The following is a 23598-nucleotide window of genomic DNA, read 5'->3' on the forward strand; positions in this document are numbered from 1 at the left end:
GCTCGTCAGAGCCCCTTCATGATGTCGATGAATGCCGGCCCGGCCACGACGATGAGGACGGCCGGCATGATGAGGACCATCAGCGGCAGGCTGATCAGCGCCGGAATGCGCGCAGCCCGCTCCTCCAGCGCCAGGATCCGGGCGCTGCGTTCTTCCCTGGCCAGCGTGCGCAACGCCTGGGTCAACGGTGTTCCATAGCGTTGCGCCTGGAGCAGCGTGACCACGAGGCTGCGGATCGCCGGCACGTTCGTGCGCTCCACCAGATTGTCGAGCGCTTCGCGGCGGTCGGAGAGCAACTGCATCTCGTTCGCCGTCACCGCGAGCTCGTCGGCCAGATCGGGGAAGAAGCGGGCGATTTCGCGCCCCACCCGCTGGATCGAAACGTCCAGGCCATAACCGGCGTTGGCGCAGATGATGAGGAGGTCCAGCGCATCGGGCAGCGCCGCTTCGATGGCGGCGCGCCTTGTCCGGCCCCGCCGCTGGAGCGCGGCCTCCGGAACCAGCCCGCCGACGAAGCCGGAGAAGAGCGTCGCGGCCAGCGCCATCATCGGTGCGATCTCTGTTTGCAGGACCAGTTGCGCGCTCCCGGCGAGCAGCGCCCCCACCCCGAAGCCGAGCAGTTTCGCCGCGACGAAGAGCGCCACGCTTTCCTTCCCGCGGATGCCGGCGCGGACGAGCAGCCGGCGGATGTCCTCCTGGTCCTTCTTCCTGACCAGCGGCAGGCGGGCGGACAGCAGCATGACCCGCCGCAGCAGGGCGATGACGGACAAGCGCAGCGGCTTCACCGCCGCAGCCGTACTGTTCCGGCTCGTTGCCCTCTGTTCCGATGCCTGCCGGACGACGCCGAGAAGACGGGCGCGGAAGCGATCCCGTTCGCGGTCGACGACGGCGGCGAGCGCCAGCAGGACCGCCGTTAGGATGAGCCCGCCGGACAGGACCAGACACTGCAATGCGGATGGAGCGGTCATTCCGGACTCCGGGTCATGCGGGCGATGACGAGCAGGCCAAGGCCGAGCGCAACGCTGGCGGCGAGGAGCATCCGGTTGCCGGTCGGGTCGTCGATCAGCTTCCGCGCGTAATTCGGATTCAGGACAAAGAGCCCGAAGCCGGCGACGAACGGGATGGCGGCGACGATCTTTGCGGAAACCCGCCCCTCCGCGGTCAGCGCCCGCTGCTTGCGCCGCAGATCCTTGCGGCGGCGCAGGATGTCGCTGAGGTTCTGCAGTGTCTCGGCCAGCTGACCGCCGGTCTCCCTCTGGATCATCAGGCAGATGACGAAGAAGTCGAAGTCGGGCAGGCGAACGCGCTCTGCCGTGCGGTCCAGCGCCTCCTTCAGGTCGATGCCGATGGCGACGGAGTCGGACAGGTGCTTGAACTCGCCACGCACCGGTTCCTGCACCTCCTGACCGACCAGCGTCATCGCCGCGGTCACCGGAATGCCGGCGCGCACGCTGCGCACGATCAGGTCGATGGCGTCGGGCAGCCCTTCCAGAAACTCCCGGCGGCGTCGGGCGACGAGGCTGTGCACGGTCATCCGCCCAGCGACCGGAGCAGCCGCCGCGGCCAACGCCAACGCGACCAGAACGGAGATATGGAAAACCTGCGTCAGCAGCAGGAACCCGGCAACCGCCACGCTCAGCGCGACCGCAGCCGCACCAAGCAATGGCCGCTGTCCGCCGGCCGGTGCCATGCGGAACTCAAGACGCTCCGACCAGGGAATGGCCCGTCGCCACCATGGCACGATCTTCTCAGTCCGCAATTCCTCTCGGGCCGCGCTCAGCGCCTGGCGCTCCCGCCACGTCTGCGGCACATCGCCGATGGCCGCCGCCAGGCGCCGCTGCCGCCGCGCCGCCGCACCGCCGCCGGACAGGCCACGCAGCACCAGAAGCGTGACGAGCATGCCCGAGCCCAGCAACAGCAGTCCGATGGCGAAGAAGGGGGAGGAACCGGTCACGGCGGTCACCTCATCGCGGCGAGCAGGGTGTCTTCCAGACCGTAATAGGCGGCGCGCGCGCTGAATTGCGGGCGCACGCCGCTGGTCTCGAAACGGCCGGTCACCGCCTCGCCGCCGCCGCCTTGCACAAAAGTGAAGAGTTCCTGGGTGGTGATGACGTCGCCTTCCATGCCGACCACCTCCACCACCTGCTGGATGCGGCGCACGCCGTCGCGCATGCGCTCCACCTGCACGATCAGGTTCACCGCGCTGGCGATCTGGGCCCGGATCGTCTGGAGCGGCAGGTTGCCGTTGGCCATCATCACCATGCTTTCCAGACGGCTGAGCGCGTCGCGCGGACGGTTCGCGTGGATCGTCGACATCGACCCGTCATGGCCGGTGTTCATCGCCTGGAGCAGGTCGAACGCCTCGCCGCCGCGCACCTCGCCGATGATGATGCGGTCGGGGCGCATGCGCAGCGCATTCTTGACGAGGTCGCGCTGCGTGATCTCGCCGGTGCCCTCGATGCTGGCCGGGCGGGTCTCCAGGCGGACGACATGCGGCTGCTGGAGCTGCAGTTCCGCCGCGTCCTCGATGGTGACGATCCGTTCGGCGGGATCGATGACGCGGGACAGCGCGTTAAGCAGCGTCGTCTTGCCGCTGCCCGTGCCGCCGGAGACCAGCACGTTCAGCCGGCAAGCGGTAGCGACCTCCAGCATGCGGCCGAGCGGGGCGGACAGGTTCCCCTGCAACACCATGTCGGCGATGGCGACGCGCCGGCGGTTGAATTTCCGGATGGATATGCTGGGACCGTCAAGCGCCAGCGGTGGCAGGATGACGTTGACGCGGCTGCCGTCCTGCAGCCGGGCATCGACCATCGGGCTCGATTCGTCCACGCGCCGCCCCACCGAACTGGCGATGCGCTGAGCGACGTTGATGACGTGGGCGTCGTCGCGGAACCGCAGGCCGGTCAGTTCCAGCTTGCCTCGGCGTTCGACATAAATCTGGTTGCAGCCGTTGACCAGGATGTCGGTCACGCCGTCGTCGGCAAGCAGCGGCTCGATGGGGCCGATGCCGAGCATGTCGTCGAGAAGCATGTCGATCACCCGATCCTGGTCGATGGCACTGATCGGTATGCGCTCCGTGGAGCAGATGTCGCCGACCAGTCCGGTCAACTCGCGGCGCAGGGAGTCGCGTCCGGCCATGCCGGCGACCGGGTTCTGCAATTTCTCCAGCACGCGCTCACGAATGCGCGGAAGGACATCGGCGCTGCGGGAGTCTTCCGCCGCGACGCGGCTTCCGGAAATGCGCGCCGGCGCGCAGGGAGGGGCACCCGGCGGAATCAGCCCTACCAGCTGATGGGACAGGATATCCGGCACGGCTTCGGCGACCTTGCGTCCGAACATGGGCTCAACTCCAGAACATGCGCTTGAAGGAATTCGGGATCATCGACCGCTTGCCCGACAGGTCGTTGGAGACGTCGAGCAGCATGTCGGTGATCGCGCCATGCTCGGTAGCCAGCGGAATGCCGCCATTCTCGGCGGCAAGCGCCTTGCGGTCGAAGGGGATCTCGTAGTCGATGCGCCGGCCGATCGCCTTCTCGAATTCATCGCGCGAGACGATGCCCTTGGCCGGCGGACACCGGTGGTTCAGGATGACCAGCGCGCGTTTGCCGATATCGTCGCGTCCGGTCATCCGCAGGACGCGCACCGTCTCCCGCACCGAAGGCAGCGTGGGGTCGGCGATGATGATGCGGACATGGGCGAGGCTGAGGAAATGCTGATAGAGCGGGCCGTAGCGCCGCGGCACGTCCAGCATGACGTAGTGGAAGCGCTGCGTCAGCAAGGTGGCAATCCGCTGGATCGCGGAGGGGGCGAGCGACGGTTCGTCCTCCAGCTCCTCGTGCCCGGTGAGCAGGAACAGCCGGTCGCTGCACTGCTGCATGATGCGGTCGAGGAACAGGTCGTCGACGCGGTCGATGTTCTGCAACGCTTCGGACAGCCCGCCGCCGGGCTCCGCGCCCAGCATCAGGGACAGGCTGCTCGCCTGCAAATCGAGGTCGACCAGCGCCACCTTGCGGCCGGACCGGTGGGAAAGCAGCCAAGCGAGGTTGACCAGAAGGGTGGAGGCCCCCACCCCGCCCCGTGCGCCGGTGACCGCGATCACCTTGCCGGTGCGGCTGCGCGGCTTCACCGCGGCCGGGCCGGAGCGCATGGCGATGGTTCGCCGCAACAGCTCCGTGGTGATCGGCTTGGCGACATAGTCGGCCACGCCCGCGTTCATGAGGTCGCGGAACAGGCCGATGTCGTTGCTCTCGCCCAGCACGATGACGGTCACGCTCGGCTCGCAGACATCGGCCAGGGCCTCGATGTCGGACATCGGCATGGTGGAAGCGCTGATGTCGACGATCAGAAGCTTGGGCGACGGTGACGTGCGCAGATGGCCGATGGCGTCCTGGACCGTGCCGCGGCGGACGACCGTGAAGGTCATCACCTCCTCGTCCACCAGATCACGAATGGTCCGTTCGGTGTCCGGCTCGGTGACGAAGGCGACCAGTTCCGGGTTCCGGGAGGCGCCGGTCTCGGCGGATGCGCGGGCGAAGATCGACATCGGCCCCCTCCTACTGCTGTGAAGCGCCGGTGAGCACCGTGCTGGAGGCTTTCAGCGGCGTGACCTTGTTGGCTTTGTAGCGGTCGACCGCCGCTTCCTGCGCCGCCCCGTCGGCCGGCCCCAGCCGGCGTGGCGCCGCGAGGTCGCCCGGATCGGCCAGCATGACGGCGAGATTGTTGGCGTTGGCGCATCCGAAGTTGCTGGACGGCCGGAAGCTGTTGTCGTCCATCACGGTGCGGCGCCAATCCGGGCAATGCGGCGGAACGGCGGCGTAGAGCTCCGCCGTTACGGCGATGCCGCCGACCGGACCGGCGTCGCCTCCCGGCTGTCGGGCGACGGTAATGTTCGCGGGATCGACACCGAAGCCGGCAAGCGCGCGGACCACCGGAACCGCCTGATGCTGCTCGGCGCCGGCGGGCAGCGCGATGGTGACGCGGGTCCGCGGCGGCTCCCCCAGCTCCTCGATCAGCCGGCGCAGTTGCGCCGTGTCGGCGGGAGCCAGCCGGCTGCGGGTGGCCGGCAACCAAGCGGCGCTCTCGGCACGCTCAACCGTCACGTCGCGGGGCGTGTCGGCCGGTGTCCACAACGCTTCCACCGGTGTGCAGGCGCCGGCCAGCAGCGTCAGCGCGAGAAGGGCGGCTTGACGAAGCGGGCGTTGCGGGAACTGGTCATTCATGGCCCGTCTCCTCAATAGATGAAGCCAGCGGCACCGTTCAGCCGGGCACCGCCGGGACCGACCGGACCACCCGATCCGGGGGCGGGGCTTTCCTTGGCGAGGCGGCGGGCAAACAGGCGTTCCAGTTCGCTGGTCGGCCGCAGACCGTCGAGCGGGGTTTGCAGCGCGCCGGGCCCCGCCGGATTGACCAGATAGGGGGTGACGATCACCACCAGCTCGCTCTCGTTCTTGCGGAAGCGGGTGGAGGAGAAGAGCGGGCCGAGCACCGGCAAATCGCCGAGCAGCGGAAATTTGGTGACCGCGTCGCGGATGTTGTTCTGCAACAGGCCGGCGATGGCGAAGCTTTCCCCGCTGCCCAGCTCCACCGTGGTCTCCACCCGGCGCACCGAAAGTCCGGGAATCTGGATGGAGCCGATGGTGACGGCACCGGCTTCCGACAGCTCGCTGACTTCCGGGCGGACGGTCAGGCTGATGCGTTCGGGCGACAGCACCGTCGGCGTGAAGTTGAGCCCGATGCCGAACTGCTTGAAGACGACGGAAACGCGGTTGTTCTCCTCGGCGACCGGAATGGGGAACTCGCCGCCGGCGAGGAAGCTCGCCGTCTGGCCGGACGCCGCGGTGAGGTTCGGCTCGGCCAGGATGGTCACCATGCCCTCGGCGTCCAGTGCGTCGATGACGGCCGTCAGGTTCACGCGGTTGCTGGAATAGTTGGAGATCAGGGAGCCCGCGTTCTCCGCCGACCGCTGGAAGACGTCTCGGCCGTAGTTGGTGTCGAACTTCATGAAGTCCCGCCCGGTGATCAGGCGGAAGGCGAAGGCGCCGGGATTGAGCAGGGAATCCCAGTGGATGCCGAACTGGTTGTCCGTGTTGCGCGCCATCTCCGCAACGCGGACGCGCAGATGGACCTGGGTGGGAACCGTGACCCTGAGCTGGTTGACCACCGTCTCGCCCTGCCCGACATAGCCTTTGGCCAGCGCCATGATCGCCTCGGCGTCCTGCGGCGTGGAGACGGCGCCGCCGACGACCAGCCGGCCCGGTGATGAGGTGAGGGAGACGCGGTAGGCGGGGAATTCCGCCCGCAGCTGGTCGGTGAACTGCGCGGTGTTGTGAACCACCACGATGTCGCGCTGCACCAGCAGTTTGTCCCCGGCCCCCAGCGCGTAGAGCGTCGTCCGTCCGGTCTTCTTGGCGACGACGAAAACGCTGCGCTCCGTCGGCGACTGGATGTCGGCGATGTCCGGGCTGGCGATGAAGAGGCTCGTTGCGGGTTCGCCCAGACGGACCAGAGTGCCGCTGCCGACCGCCAGTTCCATGGCGCTGTGCGTCGCGCGCTCCGCGGTGTTCCCCTCGGCCACCGCGATCCGCGGAGCGAGGAGGAAGCCGCCCACAAGAGCGGACAGGCAAAGGAGGAGAGGGAGTTTGGCCGTGCGAACCGGCTCGCACGGAGCTGGCAGGGGCATGGTGGGTTTCCTGGGGCGGCGGGTTGGCGTCAGAAGGATTGCCGGAGGAGTTCGGTGCCACGGATGACGGCGAGGCCGGGGCGTTCGTTGGTCTTGCGGTCGCCGGTATGGCCGGTGAGCGCGGCCGACACGTCCGACGCCCAGACCGGCTCGGTCGCCGTCGGCGCGACCGCCTCGCCCGCCGGGGCGATGCTGTGCAGGCTGAGCGTCAGGTGGCCGAGTTCCGCGGCGACGGCGACCTTCTCGGCCTGCCGGGCGCCGACCTCCAGAGTCACGGTGGTGGCCACCTTGCGAACGTTCCCGGAGTTGTTGTGGTCCTTGGCGGCCTCCTCGACCCGCTGGTCGACGGCGATGACGCGCACTCTCTCCAGGACCGTTTCGCCGACCAGCCGGCGGGCCGGATTGTCCTGTTCGTTGGGCAGGGCCTGCGTCAGGATCAGGTCCACCAAGTCTCCGGGAGAGATCAGGCCGGCGGCACCCGACACCTCGGTTACCGCGACGGAGATCGCGCGCATGCCCGGTGACAGGACGGCGGCCAGGAAGCCGCGCTCGCCGGGAGCGATCAGGCGGGAGCGCATCAACGGCTCCCCGGCGGCGATGCGATGGCGGACCATGGCGCCGATGCTCGGGTCCTTGTCGCTGCCGAACAGAACATGCTCTTCCAGCACGGCGCTTTGCGGCCAATCCTGCCAGCGCACGTCGGAGTCCTGGATGAAGGTGCCGGGCGCCAGGTCGTGCGCGGCGACCCGCAGCTTCGTCAGCGCCGGCGGAGCGGGCACCGCCGCGGCAGGCGGCGGCTGGGTGCCGGGAAGGGCCAGCAGGATCGCCCCGCTGCCGAGCAGCGCAAGGGCGGCGAGGGAAAGGAGAATAGTGCGCGGAGCCATGCGTCACATCCCGGTGGAGCCGAAGGGGGACAGGATGGACAGGCCACCCGCCGCGATGGCGATGCCGTAAGGCAGGCCGGCCTCGCCGAGCGGAAGAGCATCGACGTTGCGGGTTCGCAGCAGCGTTTCCAGCCACAGCCTGGCCTTGGCCGTTGCCGAATAGGGGAAGAAGAGGGCCAGGGTGTCGGCGGCTCGCCGTGCCATGACGCGCGCCAACGCCACAATCGCCAGAACGCCGCCCGCCAGCACCGTGACGAGCAGCAGCGCGGGAAGCTGCTCCCAACCGGACCACAGCGCCGCCGCCGTCAGAAGCTTGACGTCGCCACCGCCCATCTTCCCCCCCGCGAAGAGGATCAGCAGGGGAACGAAGACGAGGACGGCGCCGGCCACCGACGACAGGGGCGGGTACGCCGATGGATCGACGATGGCCGCCGCGGCGAACAGCAGGCCCAGAAAGGCCGGTATCCAGTTCGGAATGATCCGGGTTCGGAAATCGGAGATGGCCGCCGCCATGAACAACATGGCCGCGCCGCCGGAAAGAAGCGTCTTCATCGCTGCTGGCTCCGAACCGATCGTTTTGAGCCTTGTCGAAACATTCCGCACAACGGCTGCCGGACACCGGATGCGCCCGGCAGCCGCCTGAACGGGACGATGATGTCACCTTACTTCGAAATGCTGATCGCCGTGCCGCTGAGTGCACCCCCGATATCTTTGAATTTCTGGTTGATCGCGCTGCCGAGCGAAGTGAAACCCGCCGTCGCGGCGAAAGCCACCAGTGCAGCCAGCACGCCATACTCGATCGCGGTCACGCCGTCTTCGTTCGCGATCAAAGATGAAAAGAGAGTGCGCATGCCTTTATTCCCCGTATAGGTTTCGGACATCTTCGATGACTTGATCTCCGCATACAGCGGTCGATGTCCATTTGGTTACCGAAATATCATCGGCTACGCAACTGCATGAAAAATGCATCACAATTGATGCAGATCAATTGCGCAATTTTCCGTGAAAGGATTTTAATCTTATTACCGAAGGCTCGAAACGAAATGACAAGGCGATCATGCCGGGATCACCGCCCATTACCCCGAAATTGCGGACTATGCGAATAATTGTGTTAACTGTGGGTGCCGGGGTGCGACATATTTACATGCCGCGGCTGCCCAGCGCGCTACCATGTCCTGAGCACGCGATTTCCGGAAAACGGCCTTGAGCCTTACGCGCCCTGGCACCGCGACGCACCGGTGGGACATTGTCCGCTGGGTGGCTCTCGTCAGTTCGCCGCAGCGAGGCTCCGCTTACGGGCGCGGGTCTCGTTCAGCATCAACTGCACCCGGACCGGCAGGACTCTTGCCATCAGGTCGGGGACCGCCGCGACTTGACCGGTGGGCTTCAACTGGTCCGTCGTGCAATCGACGACGGCGTCGATGAAAGCCAGAAGACGATACCAGTCCTCGTCCTCAAGCACCGCGGCATAGGCCGCGAGCGCTCGCTGACGGCAGAGATCACCCAGCTCGGGGGATGGCATCAGAGGCATCACACCGGCGAGGACCGAGCCCGCCACCGGCCAGTCCGCCAGCAGCCGTTCCATCAACTCGTCGCTGTCGATCCGGCGGATACCCCACGCGCCGCAGTCGCTGCACATGACGGCTGCACCGTCCACCGGTTCCGGAAGAACTCGGGAGGGAGTAAACGTACGGGCCATGAAAACCACCGACCACCCGAGATGAAACCTGTCAAAGATTGGCCAGCAGCTTATTGGAGACTGGTATCCCTGTAAAGACATCCTGATCGTGAACAGCAGCGTAAGGCGGCTATATCTTGAAAACCCACGGCCTCCCGCCATGGTTACTAGATGGTAAACATAATTACAGCGGCAAATTACATTGTAATGAACTCGCCCATTCGTCCAATGGGGGATGGATCTTGTGAAGCGGGTTATCTGCGACAATTTGGACGGCACTTTCGGGCGACTGGCTTGTAAGATTTGGGGTGGCACGTTAAGACATGTTGCCACTCCCCAAGACAGGCGGACATTGCGAGTGCGGCGATGGCAATCGATTTCCAGCAAGACATCTACGAACTCAATCTTCATTACCTCATGGTCCTGCAACGGGTTGCGCAGAACGACGTCGCCGAAGCGGCGATGCGGTTCGGGATTGACGCCAAGACGGCCGAAGCCGTATGCGATGCCTCGATTCGGGAGTTGCAGACCGTCGCATCGGGCGTGGTGGCCATGATTTCGGCGCGGCCGCTGCTCCAGGAACTCACCTCGCGCAACCCGGTGGACCGGGCGGACCGTCTGCGTGCGGGTGCGATTCTGCGTTCGATTTCGATACCGGATCGCTGACAGCGGCCCCTGGAGCGGCAGATCGTCTTTCTGGAGAATGGTGCGCCGATGTTGCCGGGCGGTGCCCAGGTCGACAGCGGTGCTCCCCCGGGCGACGATCCACGACGGAGAACCGCGCTTGGCCGCGGCGCGGGTCGCTGGGGTCGATTTTTATCCGGTGACCTGGGCCCGTCTTCCAGCGAGGGCCGCAATTCCCGGAGAGAACGGATGGCAGCCATCACCTTCCGGTCCGGTTCGATCGTCCTCCGTTTACCTCCGTTGAAGAATTTGACGCAAATCAACGCCAACTAATGCCCTCCTGGGGAATGGTCGCCCCCTGCAGTTTTTCGTCTTTGAGCAACCATTCACACACGTAATGCGGGCTGATGGTGTGATCTCCGCATTGCTGTCTTGTCTGATAGTTCTCTTTTAGGTCGGGCCACCCAGGAGATGTTCATTGAGCCAAGTGCGGCAAGTGGCAGTAGGCGGTTTCGTCTATGGTTTCGGTGAAGATCCTTGGATGGAGCAGAGCGGAGGCCTCGAGGAGCGGCTCCGGTCGTTGCATGAGGAGATCCGCGAATGGCCTGGGCTGGAGCACCTGCACCGGATCGCCGTGGCAACCTACGACGCCAGGGGGGAACGGGTCCGGACGTTTGCCCACAGCAACATCGGCCCACGGCCCTTCGATCCACTCTCCGGCAGGTTGTGCGATTATCCTCTTCTGCAGGCGGTCGCCGAGACGGGACGTCCATGGATAGACAATGCCATCGCGCCAGCTCCCGGCTCCACCGGTCCAGGCGGCAGGTTGCTCAAGCAAGGGTTCCGTTCACGTTATGTGAGCCGCATCCACTGGCAGGGCGACCTTTATGGATTCCTTTTCTTGAACTCAAGGCAGGAGGGATTCTTCACCGAACCCATCGTGTCGGCACTCATGCCATACCGGCGGGTCATCGGCGTGCTCGTTGCGTCCGAGATGACCAGCACACGGGCCATGCTGGCGGCCGTGCACACGGCGCTCGAGGTCAGCCACTACCGCGATGAGGAGACCGGTGCCCATCTCAACCGAATGAGCCGCTACGCCCAGCTCGTCGCAGCGAAAATCGCATCGAAACACGACCTTTCGGACGAGTTCATCGAGTATGTGCTCCAGTATGCACCCCTGCACGATGTCGGTAAGGTGGCGGTGCCGGACAGCATCCTGCTCAAGCCCGGCAAGTTGTCGCCGGACGAGTTCGAGGTCATGAAAACGCACGTGACCAAGGGCTTGGACATCATCAACGCGATGATTCACGACCACGGCCTTGGCGCCCTGCCGCACGCCGCCATTTTGCGCAATGTGGTGGGCTGTCACCATGAGGCCTTCGACGGCTCGGGCTATCCCAACGGCCTTTCTGGTGCGGCCATTCCACTGGAAGCCCGCATCGTCGCGGTTGCCGACGTGTTCGACGCGCTCACGTCGGAACGTCCCTACAAGGGAGCGTGGACGAACGAGGCCGCCGCGGACTTCCTCCGGGAACAGGCGGGCCGGAAGTTCGATCCGGATTGCGTTGCGGCTCTGCTTGCGGATATGAGCGCCGTCGTGGCCATCCAACAGCAGTTCCACGATACCCCACCGGGCTTGCCCGTGCGCGGCCGCTGACGCCAGTCACGGTGCTCCTTCGGACGGGGCGGGCAGCCTCAACTCCACAGACCGGATCTCTCGATGCGGCTGGTCCGGCGGGGGCTCGGGTTCGAGGGCTTCCACACCGCACACCGGACCATCTCCTGGCGATGCTTGAGCCCGGGGTTTCGATCACCCGCCTGTGGGCTGCGCGACAGAACCAGCCGACGGCAGGGCGATGCTGATCGTTGTTCCCGTTCCTGGGCGGGATTTCACCATGATGGGATAGCCGAGGTGGTCCGACAGCGTCTTGACGATGAACAGGCCCAGACCCAGTCCAACGACGTCATCTCCGGCTTCGATGCGGTAGAACTCTTCGAAAATGTCGGCCAGGGAGCTTTCCGGGATGCCTCGGCCGGTATCGCAGACGTCGACCCACACCCTGTCGTCGGCGGTGCGGCACGCGATGCGGATTTCCCCGCGGTCGGTGTACTTGATGGCGTTGTCGACGAGGTTGTGGAGGATGCGCGCTGCAAGCAGCCGGTCCGTGCGCACCGTTACGCCGCCGCCGCTCCCTTCCACGCGCCAGCCGAGCCCCTTGGCTTCGGCGGCCAGTTGGAACGTCGCCGCGGCGTGCATCATCAGATCGTCCAACGGGACGTCTTCAATCCGGACGGCGATCGTGCCGTCATCCATCTCCGCCAAGTCCTGCACGCCATCCATCAGTCGCTTCACAACGCCCAGGCAGTGCTTCATCGTCGACACGTAGGTTTCCCCGCGGCCTGTCACCCGGGACGACAGGGCGTGGGTGGCGAGGGTCAGGGCATGGACCGGCTGTCGCAGGTCATGGTTCAACGTTGCCAGGAGCCGGGTGCGCGCCGCATTGGCCCGGGCCAGTTGCTCAGCCTGTGCCCTTGCGGCTTCGGCCGACTCCTGCAACGACGCAAGAAGGCGGACGTTGGACAGCGCCAAAGCCGCCGATCGGGCGATGGCCCGCAGGAGGGTGACCGTGCCCGTGTCGGGCGTGTGCTGTGCCGCCCAGTACGCACCGATGGCGGCGATGGGCTCGGGCGCACCGACCGGCACCATGACGAGGCTCCGCACGAAGGTGAGGCGATAGGCGTCTTGCGGGATGCGCGGATCGGCATAGATGTCCGGAATGACCGCCGGTTGTCCGGTCAGCATGGCCCAGCCTGAAATGCACGTACCCATGGGAAACCGCTGCCCCTTCCACAGCGGGCTGATCGCGTCCTCCTCGACGTAATGGCACAGGTCGCCGTCACGCAGCACGATTGTGATGCCGTCGGCACCCGTCAGGCGGCGCACGGTTGCCCTGAGGACGGAGACCACGGCCGGCAGGTCACGGGCGAAGAACAGGCGTTCGCCGAGATCGACGATCGCTGTCAGATGATCGGCGTCACCCAGGGCGGACGGTGGCAGGGCATGGGTGTCGGCAGCGGGCATCAACCACGGTTCCCAGGCGGTTCGCCACGCCAACAGTCATTGGCGTGAGAGAGCGTATGAACGCTTCATAGCCCGAAATATAACGCATGGAAGCCGCTTCCGCAGCACGGAACTCCAGCGCCGGATGCTTGCCGGGGCGATGGTATGCCATGCCGCCGTTCCGCCTGGTGTTTGGGTCAGAACGCCGTGCGGAACAAGCCGCGGAAATCCTCCTCGCTGGTGTGCCGCGGGTTCCAGCGGTTGTAATCGGCCGCGTAGCTGCGCCGGGCCATCTCGTCCAGCCGGTCTTCGGTCACGCCGACATCGCGCAGGCGCGGCGGGATGCCGAGGTCGGCGCACAGCGTCCGCAGGCCGTCCACGGCGGCCTCCGCCGACTGCTCCCGGGTCAGGCCGGCGGTGTCCATCCCCAGGATCCCGGCGACCCGGGCCAGCCGCTCGGGCTTGGCCGGCACGTTGAAGGCCGCGGCGTAGGGCAGGCAGACCGCGTTGGCCAGGCCGTGCGGGACGGGGAAGAGGGCGCCGACCGACATCGCCATGCAATGCACGTTGCCGAGGCCGGTGACGCCGAAGGACATCGCCGCCAGCGCCGACCCGCACAGCATGTCCAGCGCCGCCGGAACGTTGGTCCGGTCGGCGACGAAGGGGCGGATGCTGCCGGCGATCAAGGTCATCGCGTGCAGGTTCACGGCGTCGGAAAAGACCGTCGCCCGTTTGGACAGGTAGGATTCGAAGGCGTGCACGAAGGCGTCGATCCCCGCGTGCGCGGCGACATGGGCCGGCATGGAGCCGACCGCGAGGGGATCGAGGATGGCGACCTGCGCCGGGCTGAAGGCCGCGTGGCGGATGGCCATCTTGGTCTTGCGTTCGGTGTCGGTGATGACGCAGGCCCCCGACACCTCCGACCCGGTGCCGGCGGTCGTCGGCACGGCGATCAGCGGCAGCGGACGGATCGCGAACTTCTCGATCCCCTCATAGTCGGCGATCCGGCCGCCGTTGGTCATCAGGATGCCCACCGCCTTCGCCACGTCGATGGTGCTTCCCCCGCCGATGGCGAGAAGCGCCTGGGCGTCCTGCTCCCGGCAGCGTTCGAAGGCGGCCTGCACCGTCCGGTCGCCCGGTTCCGGCTCGATGCCGGTGAAGACGGACAGGGCGACGCCGTTGCCGGTCAGAAGCGCCTCGATCCGGCGGAAGATGGCGCTGTCCGCCAGGGCCGGGTCCAGAAGGACGAACAGGCGCGCGGCGTTCCATTCGCGCAGGACGTCGGGAAGCTGCTCGTGCGCCCCGACGCCGAAGAGGATCTTCGTCGGGCAGGAGAAGGAGGAAACGGGGAAGGAGGACATGGCGGGGGCCTCGTGGTGCGGAAGGGCTCAGGAGCGGCGGGGCAGGGCGATGCGGGTGCAGATGTTCTTCACCTGCGTGTAGGAGAGCAGCGCGTCGAGGCCCTTCTCGCGCCCGAAGCCGGACTTGCGGTACCCGCCGAAGGGAAGTTCCACGCCGCCGCCGGCGCCGTAGCAGTTGATGAAGATCTGCCCCGCCTTGACGGTGCGGGCCAGCCAGTTGGTGGCGCCGACGTCGCGGCCCCAGATGCCGGCGACCAGCCCATAGTCGGTCGCGTTGGCGAGCGCCGCCGCCTCCTCGACCTCGTCGAAGGGCAGGATGGTCAGCACCGGGCCGAAGATCTCCTCCCGATGGACGCGCATCTCCGGGCGCGCGCCGTCCAGCAGCGTCGGCGACACGAAGTTCCCGCGGCCGAAGTCGGCGCCGGGCAGGGGCGTCCCGCCGGTGATGATCTCCGCTCCCTCGTCGCGGGCGATGGTGATGTAATCCAGCACCTTGCCTTGCTGCGCGCGGCTGACCAGCGGGCCGATGTCCGGGTTTTGCAGGCCGGGGCCGATCTTCAGGCCATGGCAGAGCGCCGCCAGCCGGTCGACCAGCTCGCGGTGCCGGGCGCGCTGCACCAGGACGCGCGACCCGGCCGAGCAGGTCTGGCCCGAGTTGGGAAAGGCCGCCTTCAGGAGCACCGGCAGCGCATCGTCGAGGTCGGCGTCGGCCAGCACGATGTTCGGCGACTTGCCGCCCAGCTCCAGCAGCACCGGGACGATGTTGTCCGCCGCCGTGCGCATCACCTGGGCGCCGGTCGCGACCGATCCGGTGAAGACGACCAGATTCACGCCGGGGTGCGCGGCGAGGGCGGAACCCGCCTCCTGCCCCAGACCCGGAACGACGTTCAGAACGCCGGGCGGCAGCCCCTCCTCGTGGCAGATGCGGGTCAGCTCCAGCACGCTGAGGCAGGCCAGTTCGGCGGGCTTCAGGACCACCGTGTTGCCGGTCGCCAGCGCCGGCGCCAGCCCGCGGGAGGCGATCTGCAACGGGTAGTTCCAGGGGACGATCTGCGCCGTCACGCCCAGCGGCTCGCGCACCGTGAAGTCGGCGTAGTCGGGGCCGAGCGGGATGGAGGTGCCCAGCACCTTGTCGGCGACGCCAGCGTAATACTCGAAGAAGCGCGCCGCGGCGACCGCGTCGGCCTGGGCCTGGGCCAGCGGCTTGCCGGTGTCCTGGCTTTCGAGGCGGGCGAGGCGGTCCTGCTCCTCCAGGATGCGGCGGGCGATGGCGTGGAGGACGCGGCCGCGCTGCACCGGCACGCAATCGGCCCAGCCCGGCAGCGCCGCCTGCGCCGCCCGCACGGCCTCGTCGATGTCCGACGCGCCGCCGCGGGCGATGTGCGCGAGGACGGCGCGGTCGGCGGGATCGAGGATCTCCAGCGTCTCGCGCGAATGGGCCGGGCGCCATTGGCCGTCGATGAAGCAATCGTAGGAAGGCAGGGACATGGTGGGCATCCGAATTTGGGGTGTGGCAGGGCCGCCGATCGGCGGCCGATTGGGACAAGGGCCGCCGATCGGCGGCCAGTTGGGACGGGAGCCGCCGGTCAGGCCGCGTGATGGGCGAAGTCGCCGCCGAGATAGGCTTCGCGGATGCGGGGATCGCGGCGCAGCGCGGCTGCGGCGCCCTCCAGCACGATCGATCCGCCTTCCAGCACATAGGCGCGGTCGGCGATGGCCAGCGCCTGGTTGGCCATCTGCTCGACCAGCAGGATGGTCATGCCGTCCCGGCGCAGACCGACGAGCGTCCGGAAGATGTCGGCGGTGATGATGGGCGCGAGCCCGAGCGAGGGTTCGTCGAGGATCAGCAGCTTGGGTTCCGTCATCAGGGCGCGGGCGATGGCGAGCATCTGCTGCTCGCCGCCGCTCAGCGTGCCGGCGATCTGGTCGCGCCGTTCCAGCAGCCGGGGGAACAGCGCGTAGAAGCGGTCAATGTTGGCGGCGATCCGCTGCGGCTGACCGCGCAGCAGATGCCCGCCGAGCAGCAGATTCTCGTGGACCGTCTGGTCGGTGAAGATCTGCCGCCCCTCCGGGGCCATGGCGACGCCCAGCGCGACGCGCTGCGGGGTGCTCAGCCCGTTGATCGGCCGGCCGTCGAAGGTCACCCGTCCGGTTGCCGGAACGAGGCCGGTGATGCCGCGCAGCAGGCTGCTCTTTCCGGCGCCGTTGGCGCCGATCAGGGCGACGATCTCGCCGGCCCCGACCCGGATGGACACCCCGCGCAAGGCGCGGATCGGCCCGTAGGAGACGCTCAGGTCGGCGACGGTCAGCATGGGCGCTCCTCCTGGTCCGGGTTGTCCTCGCGGCCCAGATAGGCCTCGATGACGCGGGGGTTGGTCTGGATGTCGCGGGGCGCGCCTTCGGCGATCACCACGCCCCGGTCGAGGACGACGATCTCGTCGGAGATCCTCATCACCAGGCCCATGTCGTGCTCCACCATCAGCACCGCGACGCCGAGCTGGCCGATGCGCGTGATGAGCTGCCCAAGCTCGGCGGTCTCCCGCGGGTTCAGGCCGGCGGCGGGCTCGTCCAGCAGCAGCAGGACCGGGTCGCCGGCCAGCGCGCGGGCCAGCTCGACGCGGCGTTGCAGGCCGTAGGGCAGGCTGCCGGCCAGCGCCCCGGCGTGCTCGCCCAGCCCCACGAAGTCCAGGACGGCCTTCGCCTTGGCGACGGCGTCCTCCTCCCGCCCGGTCACGCCGATCCGCGCGTGGGCGCCGATCAGCACGTTGTCCAGCACCGTCATGGAGCCGAACAGGCGCAGGTTCTGGAAGGTGCGGGCGATGCCGCGGGCGGCGCGGGCGTGGGCCGTGCCGCGGGTGATGTCCTGTCCGGCCAGCCGGATCGTCCCGGAATCCGCGGAGATCACGCCGGTCAGGATGTTGATGAGGGTGCTCTTGCCGGCGCCGTTGGGACCGATCAGGGCGTGGACCCGGTGGGCGTGAAGCCGCAGCCCGACCTTGTCGGCGGTCACCACGCCGCCGAACGCCTTGCTGACGTCGGTCACCTCCAGCAGGGGACCGGCCTGCAGGGGACCGGCGGACGGTTCCGCCCGGCCGCGCTCCATCGCCGCCAGCGGGGGAACCTCCAGCCCGTCCGGCACCGCCGTCCGGCGGGGCAGGACGCGCGCGATGGCGCCGGCGACGCCCGTCGGCATCAGGTAGAGCGCGAACAGCAGCATCGCTCCGTAGATGAAGTGCTGCACCGACGGCCATTGCGCCAGGAACACCTCGGTCATCGTGAGGATCGCCGCACCCGCGATGGGGCCGTAGATGTTGCCGGCCCCGCCCAGCAGCACCAGCAGCAGGATGAAGACCGACAGGTGGAAGGTCACGAAGTCGGAATTGAAATACTGGTTCTGCTGCGCCACCAGCGCGCCGCCCAGCCCGCACAGCGCGGCGGCCAGCACGAAGGCGAGCGTCTTGTAGCGGTAGACCGAGATGCCCGCGCACTCCGCGGCGATCTCGTCGCTCTGCAGCGCCTGCAGCGCCCGGCCGAAACGCCCGTTCAGCAGATGGGACAAGGCGAGATGGACCGCCACGCCCAGCACGATCACCAGGACCACCCAGTGCTTGAGCGCGAAGGGCTCGTCGCCCAGCGCCAGCGGGGCGATGCCGTAGATGCCCTGGGCGCCGCCGAACAGGTCGGTCCATTCGGTCACCAGCTTCTCCACCACCAGCCCGAAGGCCAGCGTGACCAGGGCGAGGCTGGGTCCCTTCACCCGCAGCGACGGCAGGGCGATCAGCACGCCCACCGCGGCGGCCACCAGCGGCGCGGCGGCCAGCGCCAGCGCCGGCGGCAGTTCCAGCCGGGTCGTCAGCAGGGCCACCGTGTAGGCCCCCGCCGCGAACAGTCCCGCCTGCCCGAGCGACTTCTGCCCGGCATAGCCCGCCAGCACATTCATGCCGGACGCGCAGATGTAGTAAACGCCGGCCATGAAGGCGACGTAGAGGTAGAAATCGTTGCTCAGCGTCAGGGCGAGCGCCACCAGCGCCGCGCCGATGCCCAGGGCCGGGGCCGCCCGCAGCAGGGCGGAACGGCGGCCCGCCGGCCGGAGTGTGGAAACCTCCATCATACCTTTTCCACCAGCTTCCGGCCGAACAGGCCGTTGGGCGCCATGGCCAGCACCAGGATGACCAGGAGAAAGACCATGATTTCCCGCCATTGCGCGCTCCACAGGGCCGTCAGGGACTCCACGAGGCCGATCAGCAGGCCACCGGCCATGCAGCCGCGCGGGTTGGTCAGGCCGCCGATGATCGCCGCGGAGAAGCCCTTCAGGGCGATGATGACCCCCATGAAGAGGGAGGCCGACAGGATCGGCGCGACCAGCACCCCGCTCAGCCCGGCCAGCGCCGAACTGGCGAGGAAGGCCATCGCCATGACGCGGGGCACGTCGATGCCCATCAGGGCGGCGGCGTCGCGGTTCAGCGCCACCGCCCGCATGCAGCGGCCGATGGCCGTGCGCCGCATGGCGAGGTCGAACGCCCCCAGGATCGCGAAGGCGAGGACCAGCACCACCAGCTCCTGCGAGCGGAAGCCGGCCTCGCCGATGCGGAACACCTCGTCGCCGAAGGGGGCGGGCAGCATGCGCGCCCCCAGCCCCCACACCGACAGGGCGGCGCTTTGCAGGACGATGCCGAAGCCGATCGTGCTGACCACCCAGGACATGCCCGGCTTGCCGGCGAAGGGCCGGATCGCCGCCAGATACAGCGGCAGCCCCAGCACCCCCATCACCAGCGCCGCGGCGACCGCCGCCAGCGCGTAGAGCCAGACATAGCCGACCGCGTCGGCGCCGAGCGCCGCGGTGAGCACCCCAACCGTTCCCAGCCCGACGAAGGCGCCGACCGACACGAAGTCACCCTGCGCGAAGTTCAGCGTCCGCGTGGTGGTGTAGGTCAGGTTGAAGCCGAGGGCGATCAGGGCGTAGACGCTGCCCAGCGTCAGCCCGCCGATGATGGCTTGCAGCATGGGTCACCCTCCGTGACGGTTCGCGGGCCGCGTCACTTCTTGAAGTCCGCCGGCTGCAGCCCGGCCAGCACCGGGTCGTTGAAATCGACGACCTTGCCGTCCTTCCAGCGCGACCAGTGATAGTCCGCCGCCGTCAGCCCCTCGTGCTGCGTGACGGAGAAGGGCTTGTCGTAGGTCTTGACCATGCCGGCGACCGGCTTGTTCAGGGACTCCAGCGCGGCGCGCACCGCCTCGCCCTTGGTGTCGCCGGCCTGCTCGGCCGCCGCGGCCCACAGCAGGACCGTGTCGTAGGCCTGCGAGGCCGCCCAGAACATCGACGGGTTGGCCAGCTTCGGCCCGATCCGCGCGAACAGCGAGTCCGCCTCCGCCGACTTGCGCTCGCTGGAGGTGGTCAGGAAGACCGGCCATTCCATCAGCTTCGGCCCGGCGACCTCGGGGAAGCCGCTGAAGGACGCCGCCCAGGTGGTGAAGACCTTCGGGAAATAGTCCAGCTTCTCCATGCTGCGCACGAGATGGCCGAGCGGGGCCGCCTGCGCCCAGACCACCAGCGTGTCCGCCCCCGCCGCCTTGGCCTTGGACAGCTGCGAGGTCATGTCGGTGTCGCGGGCGTCGAACTTCTCGATGGACACCGGCTTCATGTCGTGCAGCGCCGCGATCTGCTCCAGATCCTTCAGCCCCGCCTGTCCGTAGCCGGTCGTCTCCACGAAGAAGCCGACCGCCTTCGCCTCGGGGTTCTTCTTCACGTAGGCCAGCAGGGCGGCGGCCTGCTCGCGGTCCACCATGGAGACGCGGAACAGGTAGTTGCCGCTCGCCGGCCCCTCGGTGATCGCCGTGCTCGACGCGCTGGAGACCAGCACCGGCATGCGCTTCTGGTTGGCGATGTGCTTCCAGGCCAGGGCGTTGCCGGAATTGGTCGGGCCGAAGACGACCGAGACCTTCTCGCGGTCGATCAGGTCGGTCATGTTCTGGATCGCCTTGGGCGGCTGGCCCAGGTCGTCGCGGACCAGGAATTCCAGGGGGCGGCCCAGAACGCCGCCGCGCTTGTTGATGTCCTCGACCGCGGCGCCGATGCCGAGCACGCCGATCTGCCCCGATTCCGCCGACGGCGAGCCGGAGATGTCGCCGTTGTAGGCGATCTTGATCGGGTCGGCGGCCTGGGCCTGAAACGACGCGGTCATGAGGACGGCGGCGGCGGCGCCCAGGAGCGCCGTCAGGCGCTGGCGCGCGGGCGCCGTGCCGGTGGGCGCCGTATTTGTGGACACTGTCTTCTTGGTCATGGGCGTTCCCCTCCATATTGGTTGTTGTTCTGCCGGTTGCGGTTCGGCAGTTCGAGATCGAGCAGGGCGGAACTCAGCGCCTTGCCGTGGGCGTCCAGGGCGAGCGAGCGGGTGACCCCGCCGCCGAGCGCCCCGGTCAGCACGAAGTTGAGCGCCCCCAGGGTCGGCAGCTCGTAGCGGGTCACCGTTCCGGTCACGATTCCCTGGAAATGCGTGGCGACGCTCTGGGCCGTCAGATGCTCCGCCAGGAACGGGTAGTCGGTCTCGTCCAGCGCGATGACCGAGATGTTCGAGATGTTGCCCTTGTCGCCGGAGCGGGCGTGCGCGATGTCCCGGAGTTTCATGGCTTACGCCTCCAGCAGGGTGACCGAGGTGCGCACGGCGCTTTCCGGCAGCAGGGCGGAGGCGACGGCGACGATCTCGCGCGACGACTTCCAGGCGCCGCCGCCGCCCGCCGGGCCGTTGGTGTAGAGCGTTTCGACCTCGTTCCCGATCCGGGCCGCCTCCTCCAGCGTGGCCGTCCGCCCCGCCACCCGCAGGCGGACCTCGTAGGGCGTGTGGCCGCGCGACAGCCGGTCGCCGTGCAGCGCGTCGAGGCCAATCAGGTCGAACTGCAACTCCTTGGTCCGCACGCCGGTCAGGGCCAGCCGCTCGCGGACGATCTCCAGCGCGAGCCGCCCGCGCTCGACCGCTCCCGGTCCGGCGTAGGAGATCTGCCCCTCGCCGATGCAGCTGTCGATGTAGCCGATGGACAGCTTCAGAAGCCCGGTCCGCGCGGTGCCGCGCCCACCATGGATGCGCACCCGGTCCGGCCCGTCGCTCTCGACGTGGGCAACGGAGAAGTCGGCGACCACGTCCGGCTGGTAATAACGCGCCGGGTCGTGGATCTCGTAGAGAAGCTGTTCCTTCACGGTGGCCGGCGTGACGCAGCCGCCGGTGCCGGGCAGCTTGGTCAGTTCCAGGGTGCCGTCCGCGTGGATTTCGCCGATGGGAAAGCCCAGCCGGGCCAGTTCCGGCACGTCCTTGACACCGGGGTCCGCGAAATAGCCGCCGGTCACCTGCCCGGCGCATTCCAGCAGATGCCCGGCCATGGTGCCGCGCCCCAGCGCGTCCCAATCATCCATCCGCCAGCCGAATTCATGGACCATCGGACCGAGGAACAGGGCCGGGTCGGCCGCCCGTCCGGTGATGACCACGTCGGCGCCGGCGGCCAGCGCCTCGACGATGGGGCCGGCGCCGATGTAGGCGTTGGCCGAAATCACGCGGTCGCCGAGCCCGCGCAGGGTGCCGCCGTCCTCCAGCGCGACGTCAAGCTCCCGCGCGACCGCCAGCACGTCGTCCCCGGTCACGGCGGCGATCCGCAGCCCGTCCAGCCCCAGGGAGCGGGCGACGGCCCGCGTCGCCTCGGCGGCGCCGAGCGGGTTGGCCGCTCCCATGTTGGTGATCAGCCGCACCCCGTTGCGCCGGCAGGCGCCGAGCACGGCGGTCATGCGGACCGTCAGCAGCGGGTCGTAGCCTCCGGCGGGGTCGCGCTGCCGCGCCTGCTGGGCCAGAGCGATGGTCCGCTCGGCAAGGCATTCGAAGACGAGGTAGTCGAGGCCGCCCCGTTCGGCGAGATCGATGGCCGGTTCGATGCGGTCGCCGGAATAGCCGGCGCCGGACCCGATCCTGATGCGGTGCATCGACGGTCCTCAGCGCGGCGAAGGGACGGCGTGGGACGCGGCGGTCCATATGGCGGCTCGGGCGCCGCCGGTGATCGAGGCTGGCATGGTCTCCCCCCTGCATTCTTGTTCGTTCCGGTTCGGCCGCTCCGGCGCGTCGCACCGGCGGGCGGCTGAATTCCGCTGCATGCAAACTATCCTTGCCGAGATTGTTCGCACGAACAATTGAATTGATTCAATGTCAGTAATAGAGTTGAGCTATGGATCTCAGCCTCCGCCAGATACGCGCCTTTCTCGCCGCCGCGCAGACCCGCAGTTTCACGCGGGCTGCGGAGTCGCTGCACGTCGCCCAGCCGACCCTGACGGTGCAGATCCGGCGGCTGGAGGAGTCCCTGGCGGTCAAGCTGTTCGACCGCAACACCCGCTCCGTCGAACTGACCCGCATCGGCAGCGAACTGTTTCCGGTGTTCCAGCGCATGGTCCATGACCTGGACGCCGTGGTGGTCGACACGCATGAAATCGCCGCGATGCGGCGCGGGGTGGTGCGCGTGGCGGCGCTGCCGACCATCGCGGCGGGCGTACTTCCCGACGCCATCCAGTCCTTCCGCGAGCTTCATCCCGGCGTCACCTTCGTTCTGAAGGATGTCATCGCCAGCCGCGTGCTCGGGCTCGTCCGGTCGGAGGAGGTGGACCTCGGAATCACGGGTGGCGAGGCGAAGGGACAGGACATCGACACGGTGCTGGAGGTGCGCGACCGGATGCACATCGTCTTTCCGCAGGGCCATCCCGTGGGCGACCTTCCGCGGGTGACCATCGAGACGCTGGCCGAGGTGCCGCTGGTGCTGATGGACCCGGCGACCAGCGTCCGCGAGATCGTCGACGAGGCGTTCCTCTCCGCCGGGCGGATCGCCAAGCCGGTTTGCGAGGCGACCTACATGATGACGGCGATTGCCATGGTGCGGGCCGGACTGGGCTTGACGATCCTACCGGGCTCCGCGCGCGAGATCGCCGCCGAGCCGGTGCTGCGCTCGCGCCCCATCGATATGGTCGGCTTTTCCCGTCCCGTCCGGGTCATCCGCAAGACGGGGCGTTCCCTCCCGCCGCTGGCGGAAGCGTTCCTCGATCACCTCTGCTGTGTTCTGAACGATTGCCGGACGTTCCACCGGGAGGGGTGAACGGAGCCTACCCCCGGAGCGATGGTTGTCCCGCATTGCGATCAGGAGCGAAGGAGCGCTCCCGAACGCTCAATCCCGGCGTTCGTTCGTCACGCCGGAGAAAGCCCGCAACGCTTCGGTCACATCAGTCATGACCTGCGGGAAGAACGCAGCGCGGCCGGCAAGCGGACCGTCGTCGATCGGCGTGGGGC

General features: G+C 68.0%; 22 protein-coding genes. 3 read left to right on the top strand and 19 right to left on the bottom strand.

Features of this window, described 5'->3' with window-relative positions; translation table 11 throughout:
* Positions 1–5 precede the first annotated feature (5 nt).
* The 10 genes from GBZ26_RS03775 to GBZ26_RS03820 all read right to left on the bottom strand — a co-directional run bounded on the left by GBZ26_RS03775 (position 6) and on the right by GBZ26_RS03820 (position 9262).
* A complete protein-coding gene (locus GBZ26_RS03775) occupies positions 6–968 on the bottom strand; it encodes a type II secretion system F family protein (protein ID WP_174437655.1) in 963 nt (320 codons plus the stop codon).
* On the bottom strand, positions 965–1954 hold the full coding sequence (locus GBZ26_RS30830) for a type II secretion system F family protein (protein WP_174437656.1): 990 nt from the start codon (positions 1952–1954) through the stop codon (positions 965–967). The genes GBZ26_RS03775 and GBZ26_RS30830 overlap by 4 nt, the downstream gene beginning before the upstream one ends.
* Before the next feature lie 5 nt (positions 1955–1959).
* Positions 1960–3339 (bottom strand): TadA family conjugal transfer-associated ATPase, encoded by a 1380-nt coding sequence (locus GBZ26_RS03785; RefSeq protein ID WP_174437657.1) that lies wholly within the window; start codon positions 3337–3339, stop codon positions 1960–1962.
* Positions 3340–3343: 4 nt separating this feature from the next.
* Positions 3344–4543 (bottom strand): CpaE/TadZ family protein, encoded by a 1200-nt coding sequence (locus tag GBZ26_RS03790; protein ID WP_174437658.1) that lies wholly within the window; start codon positions 4541–4543, stop codon positions 3344–3346.
* Positions 4544–4553: 10 nt separating this feature from the next.
* Positions 4554–5219 carry a CpaD family pilus assembly lipoprotein gene (locus tag GBZ26_RS03795; protein WP_174437659.1) on the bottom strand — a complete coding sequence of 222 codons (666 nt, stop codon included), beginning with the start codon at positions 5217–5219 and terminating at the stop codon, positions 4554–4556.
* Between the two features lie 11 nt (positions 5220–5230).
* Entirely contained in the window at positions 5231–6679 is a 1449-nt protein-coding gene (locus GBZ26_RS03800) for a type II and III secretion system protein family protein (protein ID WP_174437660.1), read from the bottom strand.
* Positions 6680–6708: 29 nt separating this feature from the next.
* Positions 6709–7563: a Flp pilus assembly protein CpaB gene (gene cpaB, locus GBZ26_RS03805; protein ID WP_174437661.1), complete on the bottom strand. Its 855-nt coding sequence runs from the start codon at positions 7561–7563 to the stop codon at positions 6709–6711.
* A gap of 3 nt (positions 7564–7566) precedes the next feature.
* Entirely contained in the window at positions 7567–8115 is a 549-nt protein-coding gene (locus GBZ26_RS03810; RefSeq protein WP_174437662.1) for an A24 family peptidase, read from the bottom strand.
* Between the two features lie 110 nt (positions 8116–8225).
* Positions 8226–8444 carry a Flp family type IVb pilin gene (locus GBZ26_RS03815; RefSeq protein WP_211104570.1) on the bottom strand — a complete coding sequence of 73 codons (219 nt, stop codon included), beginning with the start codon at positions 8442–8444 and terminating at the stop codon, positions 8226–8228.
* A 386-nt stretch (positions 8445–8830) separates the two neighbouring features.
* Positions 8831–9262, bottom strand: coding sequence for a hypothetical protein (locus GBZ26_RS03820; RefSeq protein WP_174437663.1), 432 nt, complete (start codon positions 9260–9262; stop codon positions 8831–8833).
* Positions 9263–9607: 345 nt separating this feature from the next.
* Between GBZ26_RS03820 and GBZ26_RS03825 the strand changes: the two genes are divergently transcribed.
* Positions 9608–9907, top strand: coding sequence for a flagellar transcriptional regulator FlhD (locus tag GBZ26_RS03825; RefSeq protein ID WP_035684036.1), 300 nt, complete (start codon positions 9608–9610; stop codon positions 9905–9907).
* Between the two features lie 445 nt (positions 9908–10352).
* Positions 10353–11525 (top strand): HD-GYP domain-containing protein, encoded by a 1173-nt coding sequence (locus GBZ26_RS03830; protein WP_343207284.1) that lies wholly within the window; start codon positions 10353–10355, stop codon positions 11523–11525.
* A 153-nt stretch (positions 11526–11678) separates the two neighbouring features.
* Here GBZ26_RS03830 and GBZ26_RS03835 read toward each other — a convergent pair whose 3' ends face one another.
* The 9 genes from GBZ26_RS03835 to GBZ26_RS03875 form a co-directional block, all read right to left on the bottom strand.
* On the bottom strand, positions 11679–12950 hold the full coding sequence (locus GBZ26_RS03835; protein WP_174437664.1) for a sensor histidine kinase: 1272 nt from the start codon (positions 12948–12950) through the stop codon (positions 11679–11681).
* A gap of 176 nt (positions 12951–13126) precedes the next feature.
* Positions 13127–14290 carry an iron-containing alcohol dehydrogenase gene (locus GBZ26_RS03840; protein ID WP_174437665.1) on the bottom strand — a complete coding sequence of 388 codons (1164 nt, stop codon included), beginning with the start codon at positions 14288–14290 and terminating at the stop codon, positions 13127–13129.
* A 27-nt stretch (positions 14291–14317) separates the two neighbouring features.
* Positions 14318–15778 (bottom strand): aldehyde dehydrogenase family protein, encoded by a 1461-nt coding sequence (locus GBZ26_RS03845; RefSeq protein WP_174437666.1) that lies wholly within the window; start codon positions 15776–15778, stop codon positions 14318–14320.
* Positions 15779–15876: 98 nt separating this feature from the next.
* On the bottom strand, positions 15877–16602 hold the full coding sequence (locus tag GBZ26_RS03850) for an ABC transporter ATP-binding protein (protein WP_174437667.1): 726 nt from the start codon (positions 16600–16602) through the stop codon (positions 15877–15879).
* Positions 16596–18401 (bottom strand): branched-chain amino acid ABC transporter ATP-binding protein/permease, encoded by a 1806-nt coding sequence (locus tag GBZ26_RS03855; RefSeq protein ID WP_174437668.1) that lies wholly within the window; start codon positions 18399–18401, stop codon positions 16596–16598. The genes GBZ26_RS03850 and GBZ26_RS03855 overlap by 7 nt, the downstream gene beginning before the upstream one ends.
* On the bottom strand, positions 18398–19294 hold the full coding sequence (locus GBZ26_RS03860) for a branched-chain amino acid ABC transporter permease (RefSeq protein WP_174437669.1): 897 nt from the start codon (positions 19292–19294) through the stop codon (positions 18398–18400). The genes GBZ26_RS03855 and GBZ26_RS03860 overlap by 4 nt, the downstream gene beginning before the upstream one ends.
* Positions 19295–19326: 32 nt before the next feature.
* On the bottom strand, positions 19327–20571 hold the full coding sequence (locus GBZ26_RS03865) for an ABC transporter substrate-binding protein (RefSeq protein ID WP_174437670.1): 1245 nt from the start codon (positions 20569–20571) through the stop codon (positions 19327–19329).
* Positions 20568–20915, bottom strand: a complete 348-nt coding sequence (locus tag GBZ26_RS03870) for an AtuA-related protein (protein ID WP_174437671.1) — start codon at positions 20913–20915, stop codon at positions 20568–20570. Before GBZ26_RS03870 ends, GBZ26_RS03865 begins: the two co-directional genes overlap by 4 nt.
* A gap of 3 nt (positions 20916–20918) precedes the next feature.
* Positions 20919–22253: an acyclic terpene utilization AtuA family protein gene (locus GBZ26_RS03875; protein ID WP_174437672.1), complete on the bottom strand. Its 1335-nt coding sequence runs from the start codon at positions 22251–22253 to the stop codon at positions 20919–20921.
* Between the two features lie 239 nt (positions 22254–22492).
* On the opposite strand from GBZ26_RS03875, the gene GBZ26_RS03880 reads away from it, so the two are divergent.
* The gene (locus GBZ26_RS03880) at positions 22493–23407 is read left to right on the top strand and encodes a LysR family transcriptional regulator (protein ID WP_174437673.1); all 915 of its coding nucleotides are present in this window, start codon (positions 22493–22495) and stop codon (positions 23405–23407) included.
* Positions 23408–23598 lie beyond the last annotated feature (191 nt).

The sequence above is a fragment of the Azospirillum formosense genome, assembly GCF_013340925.1.
GTDB lineage: Bacteria > Pseudomonadota > Alphaproteobacteria > Azospirillales > Azospirillaceae > Azospirillum > Azospirillum formosense.

Bases quoted from the DNA above. Each gene is read 5' to 3' on its own strand.
- GBZ26_RS03775 (WP_174437655.1), bottom strand. From the start codon at position 968: ATGACCGCTCCATCCGCATTGCAGTGTCTGGTCCTGTCCGGCGGGCTC.
- GBZ26_RS03785 (WP_174437657.1), bottom strand. From the start codon at position 3,339: ATGTTCGGACGCAAGGTCGCCGAAGCCGTGCCGGATATCCTGTCCCAT.
- GBZ26_RS03790 (WP_174437658.1), bottom strand. From the start codon at position 4,543: ATGTCGATCTTCGCCCGCGCATCCGCCGAGACCGGCGCCTCCCGGAAC.
- GBZ26_RS03795 (WP_174437659.1), bottom strand. From the start codon at position 5,219: ATGAATGACCAGTTCCCGCAACGCCCGCTTCGTCAAGCCGCCCTTCTC.
- GBZ26_RS03800 (WP_174437660.1), bottom strand. From the start codon at position 6,679: ATGCCCCTGCCAGCTCCGTGCGAGCCGGTTCGCACGGCCAAACTCCCT.
- cpaB (WP_174437661.1), bottom strand. From the start codon at position 7,563: ATGGCTCCGCGCACTATTCTCCTTTCCCTCGCCGCCCTTGCGCTGCTC.
- GBZ26_RS03810 (WP_174437662.1), bottom strand. From the start codon at position 8,115: ATGAAGACGCTTCTTTCCGGCGGCGCGGCCATGTTGTTCATGGCGGCG.
- GBZ26_RS03815 (WP_211104570.1), bottom strand. From the start codon at position 8,444: ATGTCCGAAACCTATACGGGGAATAAAGGCATGCGCACTCTCTTTTCA.
- GBZ26_RS03820 (WP_174437663.1), bottom strand. From the start codon at position 9,262: ATGGCCCGTACGTTTACTCCCTCCCGAGTTCTTCCGGAACCGGTGGAC.
- GBZ26_RS03825 (WP_035684036.1), top strand. From the start codon at position 9,608: ATGGCAATCGATTTCCAGCAAGACATCTACGAACTCAATCTTCATTAC.
- GBZ26_RS03835 (WP_174437664.1), bottom strand. From the start codon at position 12,950: ATGCCCGCTGCCGACACCCATGCCCTGCCACCGTCCGCCCTGGGTGAC.
- GBZ26_RS03840 (WP_174437665.1), bottom strand. From the start codon at position 14,290: ATGTCCTCCTTCCCCGTTTCCTCCTTCTCCTGCCCGACGAAGATCCTC.
- GBZ26_RS03845 (WP_174437666.1), bottom strand. From the start codon at position 15,778: ATGTCCCTGCCTTCCTACGATTGCTTCATCGACGGCCAATGGCGCCCG.
- GBZ26_RS03850 (WP_174437667.1), bottom strand. From the start codon at position 16,602: ATGCTGACCGTCGCCGACCTGAGCGTCTCCTACGGGCCGATCCGCGCC.
- GBZ26_RS03855 (WP_174437668.1), bottom strand. From the start codon at position 18,401: ATGATGGAGGTTTCCACACTCCGGCCGGCGGGCCGCCGTTCCGCCCTG.
- GBZ26_RS03860 (WP_174437669.1), bottom strand. From the start codon at position 19,294: ATGCTGCAAGCCATCATCGGCGGGCTGACGCTGGGCAGCGTCTACGCC.
- GBZ26_RS03865 (WP_174437670.1), bottom strand. From the start codon at position 20,571: ATGACCAAGAAGACAGTGTCCACAAATACGGCGCCCACCGGCACGGCG.
- GBZ26_RS03870 (WP_174437671.1), bottom strand. From the start codon at position 20,915: ATGAAACTCCGGGACATCGCGCACGCCCGCTCCGGCGACAAGGGCAAC.
- GBZ26_RS03875 (WP_174437672.1), bottom strand. From the start codon at position 22,253: ATGCACCGCATCAGGATCGGGTCCGGCGCCGGCTATTCCGGCGACCGC.
- GBZ26_RS03880 (WP_174437673.1), top strand. From the start codon at position 22,493: ATGGATCTCAGCCTCCGCCAGATACGCGCCTTTCTCGCCGCCGCGCAG.